The following is a 23,012-nucleotide window of genomic DNA, read 5'->3' as shown; positions in this document are numbered from 1 at the left end:
AGGGTAAAAAATCCGGATAATTGCGCCATTACATCATTTGTTCGCCACCGCCGCCGAGCATAATTTCACCGGCATCGGCCATGCGCCTTGCAATGGTAAGTATTTCTTTTTGCGCGCCCTCCACTTCTGAAACACGCACCGGCCCCTTGGCCTCCAAATCATCGCGCAGGAGTTCTGCCGCGCGCTTAGACATATTCTTGAAGATTTTTTCCTGCAGGGCTTCATCGGCACCTTTGAGGGCGACAATTAATATTTCAGAAGACACCTCGCGCAAGAGTGCCTGAATGCCGCGGTCATCCACATCGCGCAGGTTATCAAATACAAACATGAGATCCTGAATCTGGGTACCCAGATCTTCGTCCACCTCTTTGATAGATTCCATAAGGTCTGCCTCAATGGAGCTATCGAGGTTGTTCATGATTTCCGCCGCCACTTTCACGCCGCCCATGGCCTTGGTTTGCGAACCGGCATTGCCTGAGAACTGCTTCTCTAGAATGTCGTTCAGCTCTTGTAGCGCACTGGGTTGAACGGTATCGAGCGATGCCACACGCATCATGATGTCGAGCCGCACCTTGTCGGGGAAGTAACCCATAATTTCAGCGGATTGATCACTATCGAGGTAGGCCAGCACAATGGCCTGGATTTGCGGGTGCTCGTTGCGAATAATATCGGCAACCGAGCGCGACTCCATCCACTTGAGGGTATCAAGGCCTGTGGTGTTACCGCCGAGTAAAATGCGGTCAATCAAACCGTTGGCCTTGTCTTCACCAAGCGCACTCACCAACATATTGCGGATGTAACCATCAGCCCCCATTCCCAGGCCAGTCAGGGTGCGCACTTCTTCCAAAAAATTGGAGATCACAGCTTCAACTTCAAATTGCTGGATGTTGTTCAAGTGCGACATGGATGTACCCACGCGCTGCACTTCTTTGGGGCCCATGTGTTTTAACACCTGAGCAGCATCGGCTTCGCCCATAGACATGAGCAAGATGGCCGCTTGGTCCACCTTGGACATTTTAAGCTCGGGCTTTTTGTCTGCCTGGGCTTTGTCTACCGCTTTTTCATTGCTCATTCTTCATTTACCCAGCGCTTGATTACCTGTGCAACGCGGCCCGGATCTTCTGCCACAAGGCCCTTGATAATATTGATTTGCTGCTCGTAGCTTTCCTCTGGGCTTGGCAGCGCCAAACCGTCGCCGCCAGTGAGGGTTACAGTTTCATCGGAAAGATTTTCAAAGCCGCTGAGGCCTGCTTCTTCCAGTGCTGCCATTTCTTTGGCATTTTCAAGCTCTTTCGCCTTCTGGCCAGACACCGCCAAACTTTTTAATACCGGCCGCAACAGCCCGGTAATTAACACCAGCACAATAATTAGCCCAACAATTTGCTTGGCCAAATTCAAAAACCACTCTTGCTCCCACAACTCGGGTTCGGTGAGCACTACATCTTCTACACCCAGAAACGGCGAGTTCAATACATTGACGCTATCGCCGCGCGCGGCGGAATAACCTACGGCGTCGCGCACCAGTATGGCCAGGCGTTCAAGCTCGTTTTCGCTCCACACCTGACGCTGCTCGCCCTCCGCGCCTGGCACCATCTTATCGTCTACCACTACTGCAACGGTAAGTCTTTTAAGCTTGCCCAGTTGGTGCTTGGTATAACTGACGGTTCTATCCAACTCGTAATTGCGCGTAGCCTGCTTGGTGGCGCGCCGCGGTGTCGTGCCGCCTTCGCCATTGCCACCGGGGCCTGCCTGCTCGGGTGCGGCGCCATCATTGGGTGGCTGATTGGGCAAGGCTCCCGGAATGCCGGCCGCAATTGCGCTGCCCACTTGGGTTTCATCTACGGTTTGCTCGCTGCGCACTGCGGGCAGATCGGGGTTGAAAATCTCATCGGCCTGCTCGACCTGGGTAAAATCCACTTCGGCCGCCACTTCTGCGCGATATTTGCCGGCGCCCACAATGGGCTCAAGAATACTGTTGATGCGGGCAACCAGATCGTCTTCCATTTTACGGGTATAGGCGCGCTGCTTGCCGGCCATAACAAGTTCCAGATCTTCATCGCCCTGGCTCAACAAGTTGCCACGCTGATCCACAATGGTGACATCTTCGATTTTGAGCTCGGGAATGCTGGATGCCACCAGGTTCGCCATGGCTTTCACGTGTTCGGGCTTGACCATTCGCCCCGGAAACAACTCCACAAAAACCGAGGCCGTGGGTTTTCTTGCATCGCGAATAAATACAGACGCCTTGGGTATGGCGAGATGCACACGCGCAGAGCGCACGGCATTAATACTGGTGATGGTGCGCGCAAGCTCGCCTTCAAGGCTGCGGTGATAGCGGGTACCCTCCATAAACTGGCTGGTGCCCAAGGGCTGCTCTTGATCCAACAACTCAAAGCCTACGGATTTATCGCCGGGAATACCGGCCTCTGCAAGTTTTAGGCGCGCGGTATGAATTTGATCGGCGGCAACCAACAGCGCGCCGGTGCTGCCATCGACTTTAAATACGATGTCGTTGTGTTCAAGAATCTGGGTAACTTCACTGCTATCAAGGCGATCTAAACTACCGTACAGCGGCCGGTAATCTTCACCTTGCGTCCAGAGCACCACGGCAAAGCCAATGGCCACGCTGGCTGCCAAACCCACCATCAGGCCCGCTTGGCGCACCAGGTTTAAATTGTTAAAGCCCTCCACCAAATCGTTGGTGGGCTTGTCGCGACCGGTTGAAATATCGTCGCTCATGTCCGCAGCTGTAGAGGCCATTTTCCGTTAACTCCTAAGCACTTAAACGGGCATGTTCATAACGTCGCGGTAGGCATCTACCAATTTGTTGCGCACTTGCACCATGGCCTGAAACGATACGCTGGACTTTTGCGAGGCAATCATCACATCGGTGATATCCACACCCGGCTCACCCGCTTCATAAGCCTTGGCCATGGCCGAGCTCTCTTGCTGCAGGCTGTTTACTTTGTCTATAGCCTGGGTGAATAGATCGCCGAATTTATCAACCGTGGGCTCGGTTGCACCCACCACGGTACCCGGCTTGATGCGCGGGTTTACGGCATCTATGCCGTTGGCTTGCGGCGGCATGGCCTGCTGTTTTATCGCCCGCATTTCAACCAATAAGCGATTAATATCAACCCGATCTACCATATTCTTCACCGACGGAATTTTGACTGTTAGCGACAAAAGTGCCCTTGCATTGGGTTACTGCAACATGCAGGCCAATTATTGCTGCCAGGTGGCCATTAATTGCCGCCCAAAGATTTTCGGGGGTTCGGAAAATGAAAATACCCAAATGCGCGCAGCAAATTGTGTTTGCTGGGGGCAAACCTGCAGGCGGTTCAGGCAGAAAATAACAAGCGCGTGGGTACACAGCCTTTTGACGGCAGCGAAACACAACAAAGGGGAAGTAAACAGGCGCTGAAAAGCGGTTAGCAACACACGGGAGGTTCGGAGAAGGCCTGAAAAAATAAGGCTACAAAAGGCACTGCCAAACAGGCGCTCTGAAAAACTAAGCGCCCTGCCAGATTACGCGCCCGGCCAAATGCGTACCCGGCACAGTAACGCGCGCCGCCAAGACGGCGCACAGGGGCTAAATTTTAAAATCGAGATCCAGCTCGCGCAATTCGCGCTTAAGCCGCATTTCTTCCAAACGCTCTTCCAGTCGACGGCGTGGATCTATGGTGTGCGCAGCCACCTTGGTCTCCACTTGATCATCGTCTGAATCTGATAAATAAAGGTCGTCTGAATCGTCGAAACCCACAGACAGTTCAATACCAGACATAAGCTACCCCACTGTATGAAATAAGATCTGGTTATCAAAACCCGAATAAGGGCTAAATATTGCGCTTATTGGTTATAAACCAAAGCCGCCCGAACACAGAGTTCGTTTGGGCCTTGGCATGTTGCGGAAAATAATACGGACTGAGGCAGGCGGTCAATAGTTTTGTGAGAGGTTTTTACAGCACGTCTGAGCGGTAAATCAGGGGCTGAACATTGGCCCCAAAGGGCCCGGTTCGCTGAGCCCGGCAAGGCTCACGCGTAGGGCAAGCCCTTCCAAGCGGCATCTACATCCAGGCCGTCTTCTTTCAAACGGGCCACCTTGTAGCGCAGGGTGCGCGCGCTGATACCCAGCTTGGCTGCGGTGTCTTTGCGGCTGCCGTGGCTTTGCTTCAGGGTTTCTACAATTACCTGAAATTCACGTTGCTTGAGGTCATCGCCCAACAGGCCATCGGAAATCAACGGCTTGGCAACATCTAACCCACCCGTGGGCGTGCGCCCTTGCGCAACACTTGCGTGGCCTGCCTGGGTGCCCAGGCCAAATTCCAGGCCCAGGTCTTGCGCCTCAATGCAATTGCCGGGCTGAAGAATTAACGCACGCTGCATGACGTTATCAAGCTCACGCACATTGCCAGGCCACGGGTATTGCTCGAGTGAGGCTTGTGCGTGCTCGCTTAACTGCACGCCTTTGCGCCCTTGACGCTTGGCGTGGCGTGCCAGCAGCCGCTGGGCCAGCGGCGCTATGTCTTCGCGGCGCTCACGCAGGGGTTGCCACTGCAGGGGCAATACACTCAGGCGGTAGTAAAGGTCTTCGCGAAAGCGACCCTCTGCCACTTCTTCGCGCATGCCGCGGTTAGACGTGGCGATTACCCGCACATCCAGCTTGATAAGCTTGCGCCCGCCAAGGCGCTCTACCTCGCGCTCTTGTAACACGCGCAACAACTTGGCCTGCAGACCAAGGGCCATTTCTGAAATTTCATCCAACAGCAAGGTACCGCCATTGGCCTGCTCAAACTTGCCAGGGCTGGCTGCATGGGCGCCGGTGTATGCGCCCTTTTCATGGCCAAACAGCACAGCTTCGAGCATATTTTCGGGAATGGCCGCACAGTTAATGGCTACAAAAGGCTGATCTTTGCGGGTTGAATGTTCGTGAATATAGCGCGCAAGCACTTCTTTACCTGTGCCGGATTCCCCCAAAATCAATACCGTGGAATCTGATTGGGCAACCCGCTCTGCCAGCTGCAAGAGCTGCCGGCTGTTGGGCGCTTCTGCCACCGGCTCGTCACCTGTGTGGGATTCATGGGTGGCGTAGCGGCAGGCCAGGGTGACGAGCTCCTGAGGCTCGAAAGGCTTCACCAAATAATCTACCGCGCCTTCGCGGATGGCGTCTACGGAATCGGCAATACTGCCGTAGGCGGTAACCAGTAGAACCGGCGTTTGCGGGTGGTGGGCGCGCACGTGACGCAACAAGTCGTGGCCGGAAAGTTTGCCCATGTTGATATCCGATACCACCATGGCCACGCTGTTGCCCTCGGAAAGATAGGCAATGGCGGCCTCGGCAGAGTTTACCGCGTGGGTATCAAATCCTGCGTAAGACAAGGTATCGGCAATGGCTTCTCGAAGGTCGTTGTCGTCTTCAACTACCAGTATCCGTGCGCCCGAGGTGGGTTGAGCGAGGGCTTGTAGGGCGTGGGCTGAGCTCATGCAGATTTCTCCAGGGGTTGGGCCGAGGTGCGGCCGGTAAATACAGGAATCAATAATGTGGCGCGCGTACCTTTACCGGCCATAGAGCGGATCACAAACTTGCCGCCATGGGCTTTGGCCACTTGTTGTACCACCGCCAACCCAAGGCCCGTGCCTTGCGGTTTGCTGGTGACAAACAAATCACACACAGAATCGGCTATGGCCTCAGGCAGGCCCGGGCCGTTATCCACAACACTGATAGCCAGTGCGTTATTCACAAAGGGCTCCATTACTATGGCGAGGTTCAGGGCACCACCGGCTGCCTGAATGGCGTTATCAACCAGATTTTGAATCGCGCCAATTAATGCATCTTTATTTACACGAATGGTTTGATCGGCCTTTTCAATACGCCATTGGCACTGCACGCCCGCGCGGCTAAAGGATGCATCCAGCGCCTCGGCCAGCTGATTTTTGAATTCGCCCAGTAGCAATACATCCTCTACCGGCAGATCGCCGCGCACGAAAAACAGCATGTCTTTTACTTGCCGCTCCATGTGCATCAGGCGCCCGTAAATTTTTTTGGCACAAGCCGCCGTGCGTTCAGGCTCGGTGGCCGCCTGCTCCAGATGCCCGCAGTACAACAGTGCAGCAGACAGTGGCGTACGAATTTGGTGTGCCAGGGCGGCCACCATTTTCCCCATAGACGACAGCCGCTCGTGGCGACTTAACTGCGCCTGCAAATGGCGGGTTTCCGTTTGATCGGTGAGTAAAATAATCTGCCCGTCGTCATCCAATGAACGCGTGGCGATGGAGTAGCGACGGCCATCCAGAGTGGATACCTCGTGGCCATCATCTGCCTTGGGCGCAAAGTTACGTTCAATAATTTGGCGCCAGCTGCAATTGATTAATGGCTCTGAAAGCATTTCACGGCTGGCAGGGTTTGCCTGGGTGACACGCCCTTTGGCATCCAACACGATGACACCGCCGGGCAGCACATTTAGCAGCGTTTCCAACCGGTTTGCCAACTCTTCTTTCTTGGCCAGTTCCCGGTAGCGCTCGGCCGAGACCGCAGACAGCTCTTGGTTCAGTTGATTGACACGGGTTTGCAGGGCGTCGTAGGAGTCTGCCAGTTGGGCGGACATCTGGTTGAACATTTCAAAGGCAGACTTCAACCCCTGGGGATCTGTGAGTTCCGGCCCTGTTTCGAATGCACTGGCGGTTTGGCCCATGGCGCTACCCTGTTTAAGTGTCAAAAAAACAACAAAATGACGTTACACAGGGTTATTGCAAAGCCGGTGCCAAAAATGATGGCCCGCGGCAAAAGTTTGCCGACTGTACTTGAAGTTATGCCTTTAAACGCGCGCGCCCTCAACAGCCTGCACAAAAAAATGGGCCTTACGGCCCAAGATATGCTGAATTATTGGTTGAAAGGCTTAACGGCTTAAGCCGTATTTACGCATTTTTTCAACGAGGGTGGTACGCCTTATGGCAAGCCTGTCGGCGGCGCGGGCAACCACGCCGTTGGTGTCGTCTAGGGCCTGTTGAATTAGGCTGCACTCCAAATTGGTGAGATATTCCTTTAAGTCTATGCCTTGGTCTGGCAGCAAGGGGCTTTCGCCAACTTTTATTACAGGTTGTGTGCCCTGCTCTACCAACGCCTCAAAAGCGGCTTGCTCCTCGGCGGCCACATGCTGGTATTTGGCCGGTAAATCCTGCGCACCCACCACCGAACTTGGGTGCAAAATCGCCATACGCTCCACAAGATTGGCAAGTTCTCGCACGTTGCCAGACCACTCGTGCCGGGTGAGCGACAAAATTGCATTGGAGTTAAACCTTACGCTGCCGCGTTTTTCGGCCTCCATGCGCGATACCAGCTCGGCAATAAGCATGGGTATGTCTTCAGCGCGCTCGCGCAATGCCGGCACTTCAATGGGAAAGACATTAAGGCGGTAGTAAAGATCTTCGCGGAATTCGCCCTCGGTAATCATTGATTCAAGATTGCGGTGGGTAGCTGCAATAATACGCACGTTGGTGGGCTGGGATTTATTACTACCCACCCGCTCAAAGCAGCGCTCTTGCAATACGCGCAGAATTTTCACTTGCATATTTAAGGGCATATCACCTATTTCATCTAGAAACAGGGTGCCGCCTTCGGCCATTTCAAAGCGCCCGGCGCGCGAACCTATGGCGCCGGTAAACGCGCCCTTTTCATGGCCAAAGAGCTCACTCTCTAAAAGTTCTGCGGGAATTGCGCCACAATTAACCGGCACAAAGGGTTGATCGCGGCGATCTGAATGGTTGTGCAGGTTGCGCGCTACCACTTCTTTGCCGGTACCGGATTCGCCGGTTATCAATACGGTGACGTCTTTATCTGCCACGCGGCTCATCATCTCGCGCATTTTATCCATGGCATCGGTACTGCCTACCAGGCTTCGGAACAAATGCGGCGTACCCTTAACCCCAACTTTTGCATTGCGGCTGAGCATTTGGCGAAAGCGTTGCGCCCGGTGCAATAAGTCAAGCAGCTGGTTATAGGTGGGGTGCGCGGGCACCAGGCCAATGATCTTGTGTTTTAAATAGGGGTTACAATCTTCCGGCAGCTCTGGCTCTTGGCCCACCAACACCACCGGCAGGCCTTGATCCCAATTGTGAATGCGCTGCAAACGCGACAGCAGTGAGGGGTTATCTTTATTCTCGCCCAGAAAAACCGCGCTGTAGCGATGGGCCGCATCGGCAAGATCTGCCTCTTCTTCCCAGTGGCTGGTATCTACCGATAGGGCAGATTCGCCCATGAAGTCGAGTATGACTTTTAGGTCGCGACGGCGTTCGGCGTTATCGTCTACAACCAGAATTTTGATGGGTTCTAAAAGCATTTGGATTTCCCAATGTACACCTATGGATTACTGCAATCCGTTGGCAATCATCACCCGTAGGTGACCCCAATTCACGGAGCATTTTGTGATTGGAGTCAACAAAACGCCTCAGTAATTCAAGTAATAGTCAAAAGACTGCCGGTGGTCAAACCTTTGGCGGTTAAGACTTGGATCGATTTCGTCTAGAAATTGACGTGTATTGGGGGGATTGGTTCTAACCGCCTGAATTATGGCGGTTAGCGCGCTTGCAGGAAGGCAGGCTAGGGCCCGGTTGCGGCATCGTCTATTTGGGCCCAGGCATCGGCCAGGGTTTCTAGCAGGCTTAAGATCTCTACCACCTTGGCTTCTGAAAATTCCCGCTGGCAGGCAATCAGGCTTTGCTGCATATACAAATACAGCTTATGGAGATTGTGCGGCAAATCTGATTCAACCTCGAAATTGAGCGCTTCACGCAGCCCCGAAAGGCATTCTACGGCCCGGTGAATGGCCTCGCGGCGCACACCGGTATTGTTGGCCTGATGGGCCACCAATGCCGATTTCAGCTGCGCGCGGGTCTGGCTAAAAAGCAAGGTAATCAGCTTGTGGGGGCTGGCATCTGCAACAATAGATTCCATATGCAGCTGCTTGTAGGCATCGCCACCTTTGCGGTGTTGCATCGGTACGCTCCTGAATAATTAACCCACTAACCATAGCACCGGCCAGGGTTAAATGCCGCTGGTTCTGCGGTGCAAATCGTTGCTTAACACCACATCTTTGTAGAGATCTACAATCACCGCAAGCTCTGTTAGCAGGGTTTCAGGGTGGCGCGCCGGGTCATCACTGGCGGCGTCCAGCGCTTCCATCAGCTCAATATCAAGGCTTCGCAACTGCTGCCAGTCTTGCGCGGCCAAGGCGGCTTCAAGGGCTTTTCTTACGCGCACTAAACGCAACTGTGAATGAGGTACAAGTGACATGAGCTACTCCTGAAACTGCTTGATCGTCTTCAGGGTATCGGCTCATGCCGGCATTACTTAAGCATTAAAAGCAATGCAAAACACTAGGCAGGTTCAATGGCATCCCAGCCCTGTTTTATTTCTGCCAGTAGCTTTTGCGCCTCTTCCAATGCATCTTCGTTTTTCTTTTCCATGAGCTTGGCGCCTACGTAATCGTAAACGGCATCCAGATTTGTGGCGATGTCACCGCCCTGCTCAAAATCAAGGCTGGCACGCAGGCCATTTACAATGCCCACAGTTTTCAGCAAAAGAATGTCGAACTCTTGGGCATTACCGGCTTTCAGGCTCTGCTTGGCTTGGCCGATGCGCTCTAGCGCACCGTCTAGCAGCAAAGCAATAACCTTGTGAGGGGAAAGATCTTGTGGCGCGGCAGCCATTTGTTCGGCGGCACGGGTTGCGGCTAACGACATCGCACTATCCTCTAAATGTCAAAAAATGATCAGTAGTCACTCTTTAACAAACACTGCGAAGATTATGCCAACTTGCACCCATGAGAGCCCCGCAAGAAAACCGGGGCATTAGAAGGGTTCGATTAAGTGCTATTTAGAGCGTTCTTTTTGCGCCGATTTCCTTCCAGGCGGCAGACAGTTCACCCAACAGTTTGCTGGCTTCATCGAGCTTTGCCTCTGCACCCTCGCGATGGGCATCCATCAGCAGGCGCTGAATATAGTCGTAGAGGGCATCAAGATTGGCGGCAAGTTCGGCCCCCTGAGCGGGGTTTAAAGCATCGCGCAAACCCAGCACTATGTTGATGGCGTGGGAAACCTTTGCACCGCGAATGTCAATGCGGCCCTGGCGCAAGGCGCCCTTGGCTTGTGCAATACGCGACAAGGCGCCTTCGTACAGCAGTTCAATTAAACGGTGGGAATCGGCCGCGGCCACAGAAGTTTCATTACCAACCTGGGTATAGGCATTAACACTGGTTCGATAAGTCATGCTGAATCCTACCTTTTAACAACGCTTGCTACTGTTTACAACACAGGCTTTTTGCCCGCCTTGCAGCTATTAGGTTATCGGCGTTGCGGTAACATTCTTTAATTACGTTTAGCTGTAAAAGGCAAGTTATCCAGCACACTGCCCAGGTAATCGCGGGTGGAGTTAAGCTGATCCACAATGGCTTCCATGGCGATAAATTGCGCCTGCAGCCGTGCCTGATAGGCCTCGGAACGCCTGTCGAGCTTCATTTGATCTTCATCCAAATCACCAAGGCTTTCGTTTATGCCCTTTTCCCGGGTTTTTACTGGCCCTTGGCTACTTAAAAAATCTGCCAGCAGTTGATCCAGGCCATCGCCCACTCCGCGAGAGAAATCTACAGTGGCACTGGTGGCACCGGGCAGCACTTTAAGCTTTAAACCATAGGCATTGGAACCAATGGCGGGCAACAATACATCACCCAGCCCAAAGCCTTCTTCGCCGTTGATGGTACCGGCCACATTGGTACCAGCCACGCCCGTAGCCACAGAAAGGCCCAAGTCTGCCGCATCGGCACCAGCAGTGGTAATCGATACCAGCGAGCTGCTGCCAAATGCCGATGAAGTAAATACCAGGTGATCGGTATCGTAACTGACTTCAAGCCTGGCGCCGGCGGCAGACAGTGTGGCATCGCTATTAATCATGAGCTGCAATGCGTCTACCAATTCTTCACTGGTGTTATAGGTTACGCCATCGGGCAAGGCTAAGGTGCCAGAGGCCAGGCCGTTTACTTCAAACACAAAGCTGTAGTCTTTACCGGTAGTATCTATTGGGAAGCCCGCAACGGCCGCCCCTGTTAAACTGCCCTTTGAGGGCTCGGTGGTAATTACCACATCATAGCTGCCGGCAATGGTGTCGTTACCAAAGCCTGTGACTTTAATTTTATCGGCACTGGAGCTTGTTTGGGGCGCAAATATTTGGGTGATTTCTGAAAAATTATTCTTCATGGCTGCACTGAACACAGCCTCATTGATTTTCATGCTGCCGTCTAATTCAGTGCGAATGCCTAAATTGGTCAGTGCATTTAACCCTGAATCTACCCCGGTTACAGGCTCTGTAATTATTTGGCGAATTTTGCTTTGCATGGATTTGGCAAGCGCATCCCGTGAAAGGCTGCCGTACTCGCCACTTTCTTCATTAAACCCGGTTAGGGGTTTAACCACTTCCAGAAATTCGTTGTATAAATCTACGAAATTTCGAATGGCATCTTCTGCGGTAAGCTTGTCGTCCAGTATGGATACATTCACAACCTCACCGGGTGCATCTTTGGCAATGGTAAAGCTGAAACCTTCAATTAAATCGGTAATTTCGTTAGTGGTACGGGTTACGGCCAGCCCATTCATGATGAGATTGGCGTCCATACCGGCTTGCTGCTGCGTTAGCTGTAGCGCCGATTCATTAAACGTAAACCGCGACAGGCCATCGGCATCGTTATTGGTGGGTGTGCCGCCTTCTTCTACGGCTGCAATGTGCAGCTGATTGTTCTGGCCGGATTCCGCCTTCATCAGAAGTTTAAAGCCCGAGCCATCGTTCACAATGCTGGCTTGCACGCCCATGTTGGCATCGTTAATGGCATCTCTTAAGCCTTCAAGGCTGTTGTTGCTATCGTCGATGGTAATGGTTTTAGCGGTTTTGTCGGCATTGGCGCTAAACACCGTGGGTGGTGAATCCCAGCTGCCAAAATTAAACGTTAAGGTGCCCTTGCCTACGGCGTCTGTTACCGCTGCAAAAGTGCCCGAGCTCAAACTTTGTGAACGGGCAATGTTGGTGACTTCCAGCGAATAAGTACCGCTGAGTGCGCCAGCTTCAATTGCTGTGGGAATAACCACATCGCTATCGGGGAAAGACACCGACTTGGCTGAATAGGTATCAGGATTTTTTAACGTAGACAGTGCGCCCTGCAAAGTGGATAACGCACTTTTGAACAGGCCGTAGTCAGAAAGCTTGGCTTCAAGGCCTTCGCGCTTGGTGTCTATTTGGGTTTGCTTGGCCGATTTCTCAATGGCCACCAATTGTTCAACCAGCTTTTTCGAGTCGATACCTGATCCGGCTCCCAGCAGATTGGGGATATTTGAATCAATCATACATACCTCTGTATCAACATGTGTGTTCTGGCCGAACGAATAAATGTGACAAAGGGTGCGCGTTGCACACCCTCGTCACCGTTCGGAGTTCCTAGCCCTGGGCGTTCACTAAATGAAAGGGCTCTTGTTGAGCTTTCATTTTCCGTGCCAAGTCTAGGAATACCTCTTCGGGTATCTGGCGGATCAACTCGCCAGTATCTCGATCAACCACTTTAATCACGGTTTGATCAAGATCTTCATCCACCGCAAAGTGTAAATCGCGCTGAACAGATTGAACGTAGTTGTTCATGTCTGCCACTGCATCCTGCAGGTTCACGCTCTCTTGCGCTTTTTGCGGCTTTTGCGGTTGCTCGGGTTGTTCCACCGGCAATGCATTGCCGGTTTCCCTGCTTGGTGCGCCAGCAGCCCCTTTTGATGAAGCAGACCCGGCGGCTATCGTCATAGCCACTTGCGTTGCTCTTACTTCATTCATGGGTTTACCTCTCAGCTAATGGCGGGTTGCCCCGCCTGCCTTAAGTTAACTGTGACTGCGCCATTACTGGAGCAGCGACAGAACCTGCTGTGGTTGCGCATTAGCCTGAGCCAGCATGGCGGTAGATGCCTGCTGGAGTACCTGTGCACGACTCAGCGCCGCAGTTTCAGCCGCAAAATCCGCATCCTGAATTCGCGACCGCGCAGCGGAGGTGTTTTCAGAAGTGTTCTGCAAGCTGGCTACTGCAAAGTCCAACCGGTTGTTAACCGCACCAAGGTCAGCCCGGATGCTGTTAATGGTGTCGATGGCGTTGTCCAGGCCCTTAATGGCAGCCTGAGCACCAGCGGCGGTTGAGATATCAACGTTGGCTACTGATTGGCCATCTTCGGCATTGCCGTAGGTACCAACTTTAAGACCGGAATTTGCAATGCCAGCAGTAGAGCCACGTTCAATCACAATTTCCTTATCAGAAACCAGTGTAAATTCACCCGTATAGGTTTGGGCACCAGCCACAACACCGGCTTCCAGGCCGTTGGTGATATTGGTCACGATATTTCGACCATCATCAGCTATTAGCTGAACACCACCACCGGCAGCGGTACCATTTTCACCGGTATCCACCGCGCGAACGCCAGTCTGGCCCGCGATGGCGTTAACTGCATCAACAAATGCCTGGCGGTTATTTGCAAACTCACCGGCAACAGACGTAAAGCCGGTAATGGCCACGCCATTGATGGTGCCGCTAACAGCAGCACCAGCAGCTACCTGAACGCCAGTATTAGCCACCACGTTTTCACGCACTACCGCGGTAACACCGGTTTGATCCGCCACTTTATTAATGGCAGCAGCCTTGGCAATCGCACTTGCAGCCGCAGCCGTTGCAGGAGAGGCAGTATCATCTAATGCAACGGACGCACCAATGGTTACCCCGTTGATTTTCACGTCACCGGCAGCCATAGCGGTTGCGGAATCAAGCAGGTTAGAAGACACCTGTGCCTGAACTCCACTGTAGGTACCGATTTCAAAGCCGGCATCACGTGTATTGCCTAACGCGCCTTGGGTAATAGTGATATCACCGCCATTTTCAGATCGTAATGCAACCGTACCGGTATTAGTGACGTTAGTGGCAATCGCCGTTACGCCCGTGGCCGCCGCCGTTAAGGTGGCTGCCGAAATTGTGATGTTACGACCGTCGGCGGCCTCAAGCGTTACCCCACCGTTATCAGAACCGGAATCTATCGCAATCACCCCGGTCTGATCGGAGATCGCATTGATACCGGCCACTACCGCAGCCCTGCTGGTTGCAGCATCAGTACCGGTAGAAATTGAGCCAGTAGTCACGCCATTAATAGTGAATGTACCGGTCAGTGCGGCTGCCACCATGGCGGTGCCGCCAACAGTGGTTTTCTCAACCGTTGCGGTAACTCCGCTTGTATCTGACGACTTATTGATTGCAGCCGCAATTGAAATTGCGCTTGCTGTTTTGTTTGCAGAAGAAAAGGTATCGTCGCCGCTTGATGCCGCGGCAATGGCTACGCCATTGAGGATCAAATCACCGGTACCCAGGCCGTTTAAAGTCAACGCGGGCGCTTGGGCAAAGGAGCTGATGCCCGCTTGAGCACTGACGCCCAGCTTATCGTTGCTTACCTCAGCAATGTTAACGCCGATGGTTTGATTCGATTCCGCACCAATTTGAAGGGCCACTTCGCCCAGCGAGCCATCCAACAATGACTGGCCGTTAAACGATGTGGTATCTGCAATACGCTGAACTTCCGATTTCAGCTGCTGCACTTCCGCGTTCAGGGTGCTGCGGTCGGCATCTGAGTAGATTCCGTTAGCAGACTGGATAGACAGCTCGCGCATACGCTGGAGCATGTTGGTGATCTCGTTCAAACCACCTTCTGCGGTTTGAATTAACGACACGCCGTCGTTGGCGTTTCGAACGGCCTGATCAAGGCCACGAATTTGAGAAGTCATGCGGTTTGCAATAGCAAGGCCGGCCGCGTCGTCGGCTGCCTTGTTAATACGCATACCGGATGAGAGGCGCTCCATGGCTTGCGACATGTCTGCACCGGACTTCACCAGTTGCCGCTGAGAGTTCAGCGATTGTACGTTGGTGTTAATGACTAAGGGCATGATTGCCTCCTATCACGAGTTCCACATTAAGTAGGACCGGTGTAAACCAGCCTGATGAAAAGGCCCGAACTGGTCGAAGCGCTTCTGTCAGGGTTATCGACATGGTTTGGAATTTCTTTAGCCCTGAGCGGCAACTTGTTGCCGCCAACCGGCAAGTGGAAACTAAGCCTCTGAAAATATTAGTATTTTTCTTGCGAAATCGCGCCTGCTTCACACCAAAGTCTTATACCGTTTGGAACTAATTCACCATAAAAAAAGGCCCCGATAATCTATCGGAGCCTTTGTGGTTATAAAAAGCTTGAGGCTTATGGCGGAAAACCCGCTAATGCCGCCGCTTACTGATTGAGCAGCTGCAATACCTGCTGGGTAGATGCATTGGCCTGGGCAAGCATGGCTTGTGATGCCTGTTGGAGCACCTGCGCGCGGCTCAGGTTGGCCGTTTCTGCCGCGAAGTCTGCATCCATAATCCGGCTGCGGGCGGCGGCGGTATTTTCGGTCACATTCATCAGGTTGGAGATTGTGAAATCCAGCCGGTTGTTAATGGCACCCAGGTCTGCCCTCACGGCATTGATCTTTTCAAGGGCGTTATCCACCGCCTGAATGGCCTCTTGTGCGCCTTTAAGTGTGGCAATGCTCACATCTTTAAGCAGCTGGCCGCTTTCAGTGGCACCAAAGGTACCCGCCCTAAAGCCAATGCCTTCAAGGCCCGCAATCCCGTTGGCGCCGGCTGAGATTTCTATTTCAGAACCGGAACTCAAGGTAACTGCGCCAAAGGTAGTTTGTGCAAAGGCCGTACTTGGGCCGGCACCGGCAGCATTACCCAGGCCAAACTCTTCTGCAGTACCGGTACCGCCTGCAGCACCAAGGGTGATATTGCGGCCATCAATTGCCAGCATTTCAATGCCACTGCCGGTATCCCTTGCGGTAACCCCGGTTTGGCCAGAAATTTTATTAATGGCGTCAACGGTTGCTGCGCGATCGGCACTCACTTCGCCCACACTCGTAACCGTGGGTAAAGTAATGCCATTAATAGTTGTGGTGAATGTATCGCCAACACCCGCAGGCGCAACAGAAGATTGGCCAATAATGGTGGTGCCCGTCACTTCTGCTGTGACGCCTGTGGCATCAGACACATTATTTATGGCGGTGGCAATGGCAATGGCGCTGCCGGTTTTGCCCACGGTACTTGCTGTATCGTCAGTGGCTTTCGCGCCACCGATTTGTACGCCGTTAATTACCAGGTCGCCGGCTTGCAGCTGGGTGGTTGCGTTATCTGCCCCCTCATGGGATGCACTGGTAGCCTGCGCCAGCACGCCAGAAAAGGTGCCCGATACAAAACCGGATTGCGGTGTGAGTGAGCTATCGCCACCAATGGTGACGTCACCACCGTTTACCGAAAGCAGGCTCACACTGCCAATTTGCAAGGCCTCGTTGGTTGAGGTAGCCGCTAACCGCAGGCCGGTATTGGCGGCTGTGAGTGCAGCAGCACCTGCAACCACAGAAATATTGCGCCCGTCTTCCGCCACTAGGTCAATACCCGTGGCATCTTCACCACTATCTATAGCGGTCACGCCGGTTTGCGCGGCAATGGCATTAATGGCCGCCACAATGGCCGAGCGCGTTGTAGCGCCATCGGCAGTTGTGGTAACCGCAGCAGTGGTGACACCGTTAATGGTGAATGTGCCGGTTTGGGCGGCCACGGGCGTCATGGAAGCGCCGGCCATCACAGTGGGGTTCACTGTGGCCTTTACACCGCTTAAATCAGATACGCTGTTAATGGCCGCAGCTAAAGCAATGGAGCTTGCATTGGCGTTAGAAGTAGACGCCGTATCGTCTGCTGAACTGGTGCCACTAATGGCGATACCATTAATGGTTAAATCACCCACGGTAATGCCGAGCGTACCCGCCGTCGGGTTATCGTAATAGCGGGTGGTATTGCTTAGGCCCGCATCTTTTGCAGCACCGAGTGTTTCGGAACTTAGCTCACCTACCTGCAAATCAATAAATTCGCCCGCTTGCGCACCTACCTGCAGGGTCACCTCACCCAGGCTGCCGTTAAGTAGCTTCTGGCCGTTAAACGAGGTGGTTTCTGATATGCGGTCGAGTTCTGCTTTTAGTTGCTGAACTTCTGCATCCAGAGTTTTACGGTTGCTATCATCGTAAATGCCGTTCGACGACTGGATAGACAACTCACGAATTCGCTGCAGAATATTGGTGGTTTCGTCTAGCGCACCTTCTGCGGTTTGAATAAGTGATATGCCATCGCTTGCATTTCGTATAGCCTGATTAAGACCACGAATTTGCGAAGTCATACGGTTTGAAATTGACAAGCCGGCAGCATCGTCGGCGGCGGTATTAATCCGCTTACCCGACGACAGACGCTCCATAGCCTGGCTCATATCATCGCCAGACTTTACCAACTGTCGCTGTGCATTAAGCGATTGCACATTGGTATTAATGACTAATGGCATCTTGCTTCTCCTCTACCCAGAGTATTTTGCCAACCAGCTTGTCAAAACGCTGGTTTCGACTCGCCACATAAATCTCAAAAGGGATAGAGCAACAGCCATGCCAACTTACAAAAACCACCGTAAAATCCTATTTTTACAGTAGTTTTTAACGAAACCCACAGCCAACCAAACAGGTTAAAAGGCGTAAACCGTGTAGGCGGCAAATATTCGCGACCGCCAACAGCCTTAAAGCGGCAAACCATTGCCGCCGTTGGTGAATGATCACAGGATCCAAATAAGGCTTTACCGCAAGTAGTGATAAAACTGGTAGATTTACACAAAAGCACGCCCAAACACGCTAGGCTTAAGGCCAACAGAAAACAGGCATTGGAAAATCAATGAATAGTCAAACAGCCCAGCTGGAAAACGCAGTCGCGTGTTCTATTGCGCTTAAAAATGCACTGCAGGCATCGGAACTCATTAAGGCAGAAACACTGGTTAACGCGCGAGATGCCGCGATGCGGGCAGTAAATTGGCAGGCATTAAATGAAGCAGAGCACGGGCACTTGATAAACACACTAAAGCACCTGGATACAGAGCTGAACGAACTGTCAACGCGGCTGGGTCATATTCACAAGGTGGCCGGCAAGCGCAATGAAAACCCGCCACCAGCTAATAAACAAAGCGTTAAAGGCAGCCAAAAGGCCAAAGATCAATTAACAAAGAAGTACCAGCAGCCAGACGGCTAATTAAATGGCTTACTCAACTAGAGCCTGTCAAACAAGCTTAACTGGCTCACTCGTACAAATGTAGATTGGGCCGCCTGCAAAATCAGCTCTTGCTTTGAAAGCCGGCTGGCGGCTTCGGCATAATCGAGATCTTGCAGTTCAGACAACATCTCTTTACTTACAAGCTCCGTATCGAGGTGTAGATCCCGCGTACTTTCAATGGTGTTGAAACGGGCACCCAGCTGGCTTGTTTTCTCTAGAATGCGGGTTTGGGTATTGCCAAGATTAATCAGTGTGTTGTCTACCACCGATTTCAACAGCATCTTACTGTCTGCACTGTTTGTTACGGTTTTCATGGCATCGGAAAGCCGGGCAAGGGTGAGCAGTATGTCTTGATTGTCTGCCGCGTCCACAAAGGCTTGATCACCGGCTAGGGCTCGCGCACCGTTGGCAGATGTGCTGCCAGCCACGGTATCAATTCCCATTACGCCGTTGATATTGGCACTACCGGCGCCAATGGTGAAGTTAACACCGGTGGGCATGGTAAAGCCTGCAGCAGTAACGGTGATGCCCAGGCTTGCAAGCCGGGCCGCATTGCCGTTACCGGCGTTGTTTAAAATAGCGGCTATATCCGCGGTGCTGGTTACATTGGCATCCAGCACAAAGGTTTCTGTGCGTCCGCCAACATTGATCTCAAAGGTTTCGTCTGCAGGTGCGGTGAAATCAAAGGGGAAGACAGCGGCCGAATCTACCCCAAAGGGCCGGGTTGCATTCACCGCAGGCAACCCCGACTTAGGCTCACCAATAATCGAAAAAGAAACCCCTGCCACTTCAATAGCATGGCCGCTCACAAATTTCTGATTGGCTAACAGCACCTCACCGGTTGCACGGTTGGTAACGGTAAAGTTTTTGGCAGCGGGCACTATGGCGGAATCTGCGTTAAAGGTGATGGTCATATCCGAGGGGTAAAAGCTGTTGTATAGATCTTGATCAACCACCTGCCCCACGCTGATCTGAATGGGTGGCACACTGGTGTTTTTAGCACTCACACTGGTACGGATGGTATTTTGGGCACTGTCGATATCCATAAATATCGCTTTGCCGTTATCACTTACCGGTACTTTTACGCTCTCTGAGATTTTTACGAATTTTTGGCCGTCATCGCCACGGTATTCAAACTGGCCCGCGCCCAACCTTTCAAAGGGCTGGGTGCCGCCTTTGTAGCCTGCGAAAATATAATCGCCATTGGCATTGCGGGTATTCACCAGATTCAGCATTTCCTCCAGGCGGGCATCCACCTCGGCCGCCAGCGCCAGATAATCTGATGGCGTAAGAATGGCAGTATTACCGGCCTGCACGCTGATTTCCTGAATGCGTTGAATTAATGACAGCACGCCATCAAGTGTGGTTTCTTCAAGCTGCAGGTCGTTCTCTGCAGAATTGATATTTTTTGTAAATTGTGAAATGCGCGCAATACTTTCGTTGAGCTGCATGATTTTAGTGGAGGCCACCGGGTCGTCTGAGGGGTTTAGCACCCGCAAGCCGGTACTTAGTTGCTCTTGGGTTTTAACAATGGCGGTATTGGCATTACTGATGCCCCGGTTTGCCACATTAAACATTTCACTGGTAGAAACGCGCATATATCACCTAAAAGCTGTTAAGTAAACGATCAAACAAATCCCGCGCCACTGAGATGGCTTGGGCGTTGGCGTTATAGAGCTGTTCGAACCGGATTAAACTTGCGGCCTCTTCTTCCAGGTTTACACCAGAGATGGAATCGCGCAGCGTTTGGCTTTGGGCCAGAATTTTCTCTGATGCATCGCGATTGATCTGTGAGGCTGAAGTTTTGGTACCCACCTCTTCAACCACCTTGCCATAGGTGCCTGAAAAAGTATTTTTGCCGCCGTCTACCACCTGCGCCAACTCCAAATCCACCATCTTAAGTGCATTGCGGTTATCTGCTGAGGCATCGTGGTTAAAGTTCAACGTAAACGTGTCGCCAACTACCGGGTGGCCATCAATGGCCGCCTGAATACCCCAGTACTTACTCTTTTGAAAATCGGCCGCGCTGCTATCGCCAAACAATTGGCTGGTAGACGGCAAAGTGGCCATGGTGAAGCCTTCCGCAAGGGTGACATCCACCCGCCCACCAATTACTGCGCCAGCTTGCACGCCCGGCCCGTTGGCGGCCAGCCGAATTTGCGGATTGATGGTATCGCCCACATCAATAGATTCACCTGGCTGGGCACTCAGCCGAATATCCAGATCATCACCAAGGTTTGACGTTACAGAAACACTCAGCCGGCCGGTGGCGGCATCCTGGTACACAGAAGCATAAATGCCGTTGTTGCTTAGGCTGTTGTTGGCGCCAATTTGGGCTGCAACAAAATTAATAAACGCTTCACGCTCGGCCACCGGGTCTGGCACGTCTGCAGACAACTCCAGCGCGCCGGTAACCGGATTGGTTTCATAGGGCAGAATATCTTCACCATTAACGTGAATTTGCAACGGCTCGTTAAGGGAGAGGTTGAAGTTATCAATTTTTGCCGTGGTATAGGCCTTGGCGTTAACGCCGTTTAAATTAGACAGCGTGCTTGCCAGCAGCCGGGCGCTGCCATTGGGCACAGTGGTTACCGATTGGGTAACAGGCAATCCGGTGGCTGGATCCAGGCTATTGATGCGCACTATTTCAGAGGGGTAACGATTGCCCACCAGGCCCTGCCCGGAGGTGCCACTGGCACCGGCCGTGGTGGTAAAGCTTGCGCCCTCAACGTTAAACCCAAGCAAATTATTGGCTTGGCCAGCCGGTGCGTTGTCTGCGCCGCCATCGGGGTCCGGGTTGTAATTTTGCAGGCTGATATCGCCATAGCCCATCGATTGCAGCCTGAATGCCAGCTCGCCATTTTCATCCATGTAGGCCACCACATCGCTGCCGGCCAGGTCATCATTGATATCTGCCAGCAAGGTTGCGTTATCCACAATTCCGGGGCTATTAATGAGTACCGTAAAAGTGCCATCGTTTACGCCGTTAAGCGTATTGCTCACGACAATATCAAACGCAAACTGGTTGGCCGTGCCAGAGAAATCTGTAACACCGAAGTTCGGCGCAACCGCGCCTGTGGGTTTTAATGCAGCTGTTACCGTGGGCCGGCTGCCCACAGGCAAACCAATGGCGCGGCCTTGAGTACTGACTTGGGTTGCGCCCGGATCTTCTGAAAACAGCTTATTGGAAAGGCCCGGCACGAAAATTTGGTTGCGAATAGGCGGATCCAGCTGCGCAGGATTGGCGGGATCTGAGTTATCCAATATATCGTAACTGGTTGGCGTATTAAATTTTACGATCAATGGCGGTGAAAACTTGCCCTGCTGGGTAAATAGCGGCAAGTAGTTGCCATTGGCATCGTGTACGGCCAGCACTTCGCCGGGGGTAATGGAGCCATTGCCCTGATTGGCCAGGCTTACATCTGTGAGCAAGGGTGAGGCAAAGGCAATTTCCTCGGTTCGGCTAATGGCGGCGCCAAAAGAGCGCGCTCCCAATCGGGTGGGTTGAAGTAAAAACTTGTCGCCATTAGTAAAGCTGCCACCACCGAAGGAGAGGCTTAGGCCGTCGAACGCTATTTCAAAGGGAAAGGTACTCGCCATAATACCTTTGCTGGCAATGGAACCATCGGCCGCCCGTGTAATGGTGTAAATGCCATTAGCGCCAATGTCTAGCTCGTAGTCGGACGCTGTAATTTGCGAGCTATCTACAATTTCCAGAGCCAGTTGCCGGTCGTCAGGTGCGGCATTATCGGAGCTGCCCTTTACGCGCGATTGGGCCACATTCGGGTCGTTGGCATCATTGAAAAACCGGTCGCCAAAATTACCGTTTAAATCAAGGCCTTGGGTGTGCACTTCATTGAAAGATTCACCCACGGCAATGGCCAGGCGGCCAATTTCATTGATGGCAGGGTCCAGCACTTCATCGCGAAAACTCAGCAAGCCCCCTACCCGACCACCGGTAACAAGCTCGGTAATACGCTGCGGCCCCTTTGCAGAGTCAAAAATAATTTCAGCCTTAGAGGCATCCAGCAAGCCGCCTTCAATGCGTAGTGAGCGTGCCGCGTTGCCCACCACCAGTGGCTGGCCATTGCCTACCAGCACGTTAATCTGGTTATCGCCCTGATCAAAAGTGCTTACCGAGACAAATTCCGCAAGCTGGCGAAGGGCTTCATCGCGCTGGTCTAACAGGTCGTTGGGTTCAGCACCCTGGCCGCCACCAAAGGCCAAAGCAATCTTACTGTTAAGCTCGCCTATCACCTTGGCCAATGAATTAATTTGTGCAACAGCGGTTGTCAGTTGCTGGGTTACGCCTTGGTTTAACGCATCAAACCGGTCATACAGCGTATTAAAACGCGTGGCCAGGCTTTGCGCTTCACTGACAATCAGCTGGCGCGAGGGCACGGAAGTTGGGTCATTCGCGCCATTTTGCATTGCTGCAAAAAATGTTTGCATGGCAGCTGCAACGCCCGTGGCCGGATCTGATAACAGCGAATCCACTTGGCGAATGTTGTCGTTAAAGGTTTCCAACTGGTTGAACAGCGTGGTATCAGAGCGCAATTGATCAATGGCGAACTGGCTGGCAATACGCTCCAGGGTTTGCAGGTGAACGCCGTTGCCCTGGTAGCTGCCGCCAATGAAGGTGGCATCGTTGGTGCCAGCGAGCGCCCGCTGGCGTGAATAGCCCGCGGTATCAGCGTTGGAGATGTTATGGCTGGTAGTTTTGAGCGCAGACTGGCTGAACTTCAGCCCGCTGATACTTATACCTAATAAATCGGCCATTGCGCTTCACCGTTTAATTAA

Annotated in this window: 18 protein-coding genes; 1 reads left to right on the top strand and 17 read right to left on the bottom strand. The window is 52.7% G+C overall.

Annotated features, from left to right (window positions below):
• Positions 1 to 28 precede the first annotated feature (28 nt).
• From fliG to L1F30_RS08020, 15 genes are all read right to left on the bottom strand, one after another.
• Positions 29 to 1,072, bottom strand: coding sequence for a flagellar motor switch protein FliG (gene fliG, locus L1F30_RS08090; RefSeq protein WP_253361465.1), 1,044 nt, complete (start codon positions 1,070 to 1,072; stop codon positions 29 to 31).
• The gene (fliF, locus tag L1F30_RS08085) at positions 1,069 to 2,739 is read right to left on the bottom strand and encodes a flagellar basal-body MS-ring/collar protein FliF (protein ID WP_253361773.1); all 1,671 of its coding nucleotides are present in this window, start codon (positions 2,737 to 2,739) and stop codon (positions 1,069 to 1,071) included. Before fliF ends, fliG begins: the two co-directional genes overlap by 4 nt.
• 42 nt (positions 2,740 to 2,781) lie before the next feature.
• Positions 2,782 to 3,150: a flagellar hook-basal body complex protein FliE gene (gene fliE / locus L1F30_RS08080; RefSeq protein WP_253361463.1), complete on the bottom strand. Its 369-nt coding sequence runs from the start codon at positions 3,148 to 3,150 to the stop codon at positions 2,782 to 2,784.
• A 442-nt stretch (positions 3,151 to 3,592) separates the two neighbouring features.
• On the bottom strand, positions 3,593 to 3,784 hold the full coding sequence (locus tag L1F30_RS08075) for a PA3496 family putative envelope integrity protein (protein ID WP_253361461.1): 192 nt from the start codon (positions 3,782 to 3,784) through the stop codon (positions 3,593 to 3,595).
• A 251-nt stretch (positions 3,785 to 4,035) separates the two neighbouring features.
• Complete coding sequence (locus L1F30_RS08070; RefSeq protein ID WP_253361459.1) at positions 4,036 to 5,484, bottom strand: sigma-54 dependent transcriptional regulator; 1,449 nt, start codon at positions 5,482 to 5,484, stop codon at positions 4,036 to 4,038.
• Positions 5,481 to 6,692 carry a PAS domain-containing sensor histidine kinase gene (locus tag L1F30_RS08065; protein WP_253361457.1) on the bottom strand — a complete coding sequence of 404 codons (1,212 nt, stop codon included), beginning with the start codon at positions 6,690 to 6,692 and terminating at the stop codon, positions 5,481 to 5,483. The genes L1F30_RS08070 and L1F30_RS08065 overlap by 4 nt, the downstream gene beginning before the upstream one ends.
• Before the next feature lie 204 nt (positions 6,693 to 6,896).
• Positions 6,897 to 8,336, bottom strand: coding sequence for a sigma-54 dependent transcriptional regulator (locus L1F30_RS08060; protein ID WP_253361455.1), 1,440 nt, complete (start codon positions 8,334 to 8,336; stop codon positions 6,897 to 6,899).
• 260 nt (positions 8,337 to 8,596) lie between these two features.
• Complete coding sequence (fliS, locus tag L1F30_RS08055) at positions 8,597 to 8,992, bottom strand: flagellar export chaperone FliS (protein ID WP_253361453.1); 396 nt, start codon at positions 8,990 to 8,992, stop codon at positions 8,597 to 8,599.
• Positions 8,993 to 9,040: 48 nt separating this feature from the next.
• Positions 9,041 to 9,289: a hypothetical protein gene (locus tag L1F30_RS08050; RefSeq protein ID WP_253361451.1), complete on the bottom strand. Its 249-nt coding sequence runs from the start codon at positions 9,287 to 9,289 to the stop codon at positions 9,041 to 9,043.
• 83 nt (positions 9,290 to 9,372) lie between these two features.
• On the bottom strand, positions 9,373 to 9,738 hold the full coding sequence (fliS, locus tag L1F30_RS08045) for a flagellar export chaperone FliS (protein ID WP_253361449.1): 366 nt from the start codon (positions 9,736 to 9,738) through the stop codon (positions 9,373 to 9,375).
• 133 nt (positions 9,739 to 9,871) lie between these two features.
• On the bottom strand, positions 9,872 to 10,264 hold the full coding sequence (fliS, locus tag L1F30_RS08040; protein ID WP_253361448.1) for a flagellar export chaperone FliS: 393 nt from the start codon (positions 10,262 to 10,264) through the stop codon (positions 9,872 to 9,874).
• Positions 10,265 to 10,362: 98 nt separating this feature from the next.
• Entirely contained in the window at positions 10,363 to 12,384 is a 2,022-nt protein-coding gene (gene fliD, locus L1F30_RS08035; RefSeq protein ID WP_253361446.1) for a flagellar filament capping protein FliD, read from the bottom strand.
• Positions 12,385 to 12,475: 91 nt separating this feature from the next.
• On the bottom strand, positions 12,476 to 12,856 hold the full coding sequence (locus tag L1F30_RS08030; protein WP_253361444.1) for a flagellar protein FlaG: 381 nt from the start codon (positions 12,854 to 12,856) through the stop codon (positions 12,476 to 12,478).
• Between the two features lie 63 nt (positions 12,857 to 12,919).
• Positions 12,920 to 14,992: a flagellin gene (locus L1F30_RS08025; protein ID WP_253361442.1), complete on the bottom strand. Its 2,073-nt coding sequence runs from the start codon at positions 14,990 to 14,992 to the stop codon at positions 12,920 to 12,922.
• A gap of 335 nt (positions 14,993 to 15,327) precedes the next feature.
• On the bottom strand, positions 15,328 to 17,463 hold the full coding sequence (locus L1F30_RS08020; protein WP_253361440.1) for a flagellin: 2,136 nt from the start codon (positions 17,461 to 17,463) through the stop codon (positions 15,328 to 15,330).
• 377 nt (positions 17,464 to 17,840) lie between these two features.
• Between L1F30_RS08020 and L1F30_RS08015 the strand changes: the two genes are divergently transcribed.
• Positions 17,841 to 18,191: a hypothetical protein gene (locus tag L1F30_RS08015; RefSeq protein WP_253361438.1), complete on the top strand. Its 351-nt coding sequence runs from the start codon at positions 17,841 to 17,843 to the stop codon at positions 18,189 to 18,191.
• Between the two features lie 17 nt (positions 18,192 to 18,208).
• Here the strand turns inward: L1F30_RS08015 and flgL are convergent, their stop codons facing one another.
• Positions 18,209 to 19,810: a flagellar hook-associated protein FlgL gene (gene flgL, locus L1F30_RS08010; RefSeq protein WP_253361436.1), complete on the bottom strand. Its 1,602-nt coding sequence runs from the start codon at positions 19,808 to 19,810 to the stop codon at positions 18,209 to 18,211.
• Between the two features lie 7 nt (positions 19,811 to 19,817).
• On the bottom strand, positions 19,818 to 22,991 hold the full coding sequence (flgK, locus tag L1F30_RS08005; RefSeq protein WP_253361434.1) for a flagellar hook-associated protein FlgK: 3,174 nt from the start codon (positions 22,989 to 22,991) through the stop codon (positions 19,818 to 19,820).
• Between the last annotated feature and the right edge of the window lie 21 nt (positions 22,992 to 23,012).

The sequence above is a fragment of the Simiduia sp. 21SJ11W-1 genome, assembly GCF_024138675.1.
GTDB lineage: Bacteria > Pseudomonadota > Gammaproteobacteria > Pseudomonadales > Cellvibrionaceae > Simiduia.
This window is presented reverse-complemented; position numbering and strand designations above follow the sequence as displayed.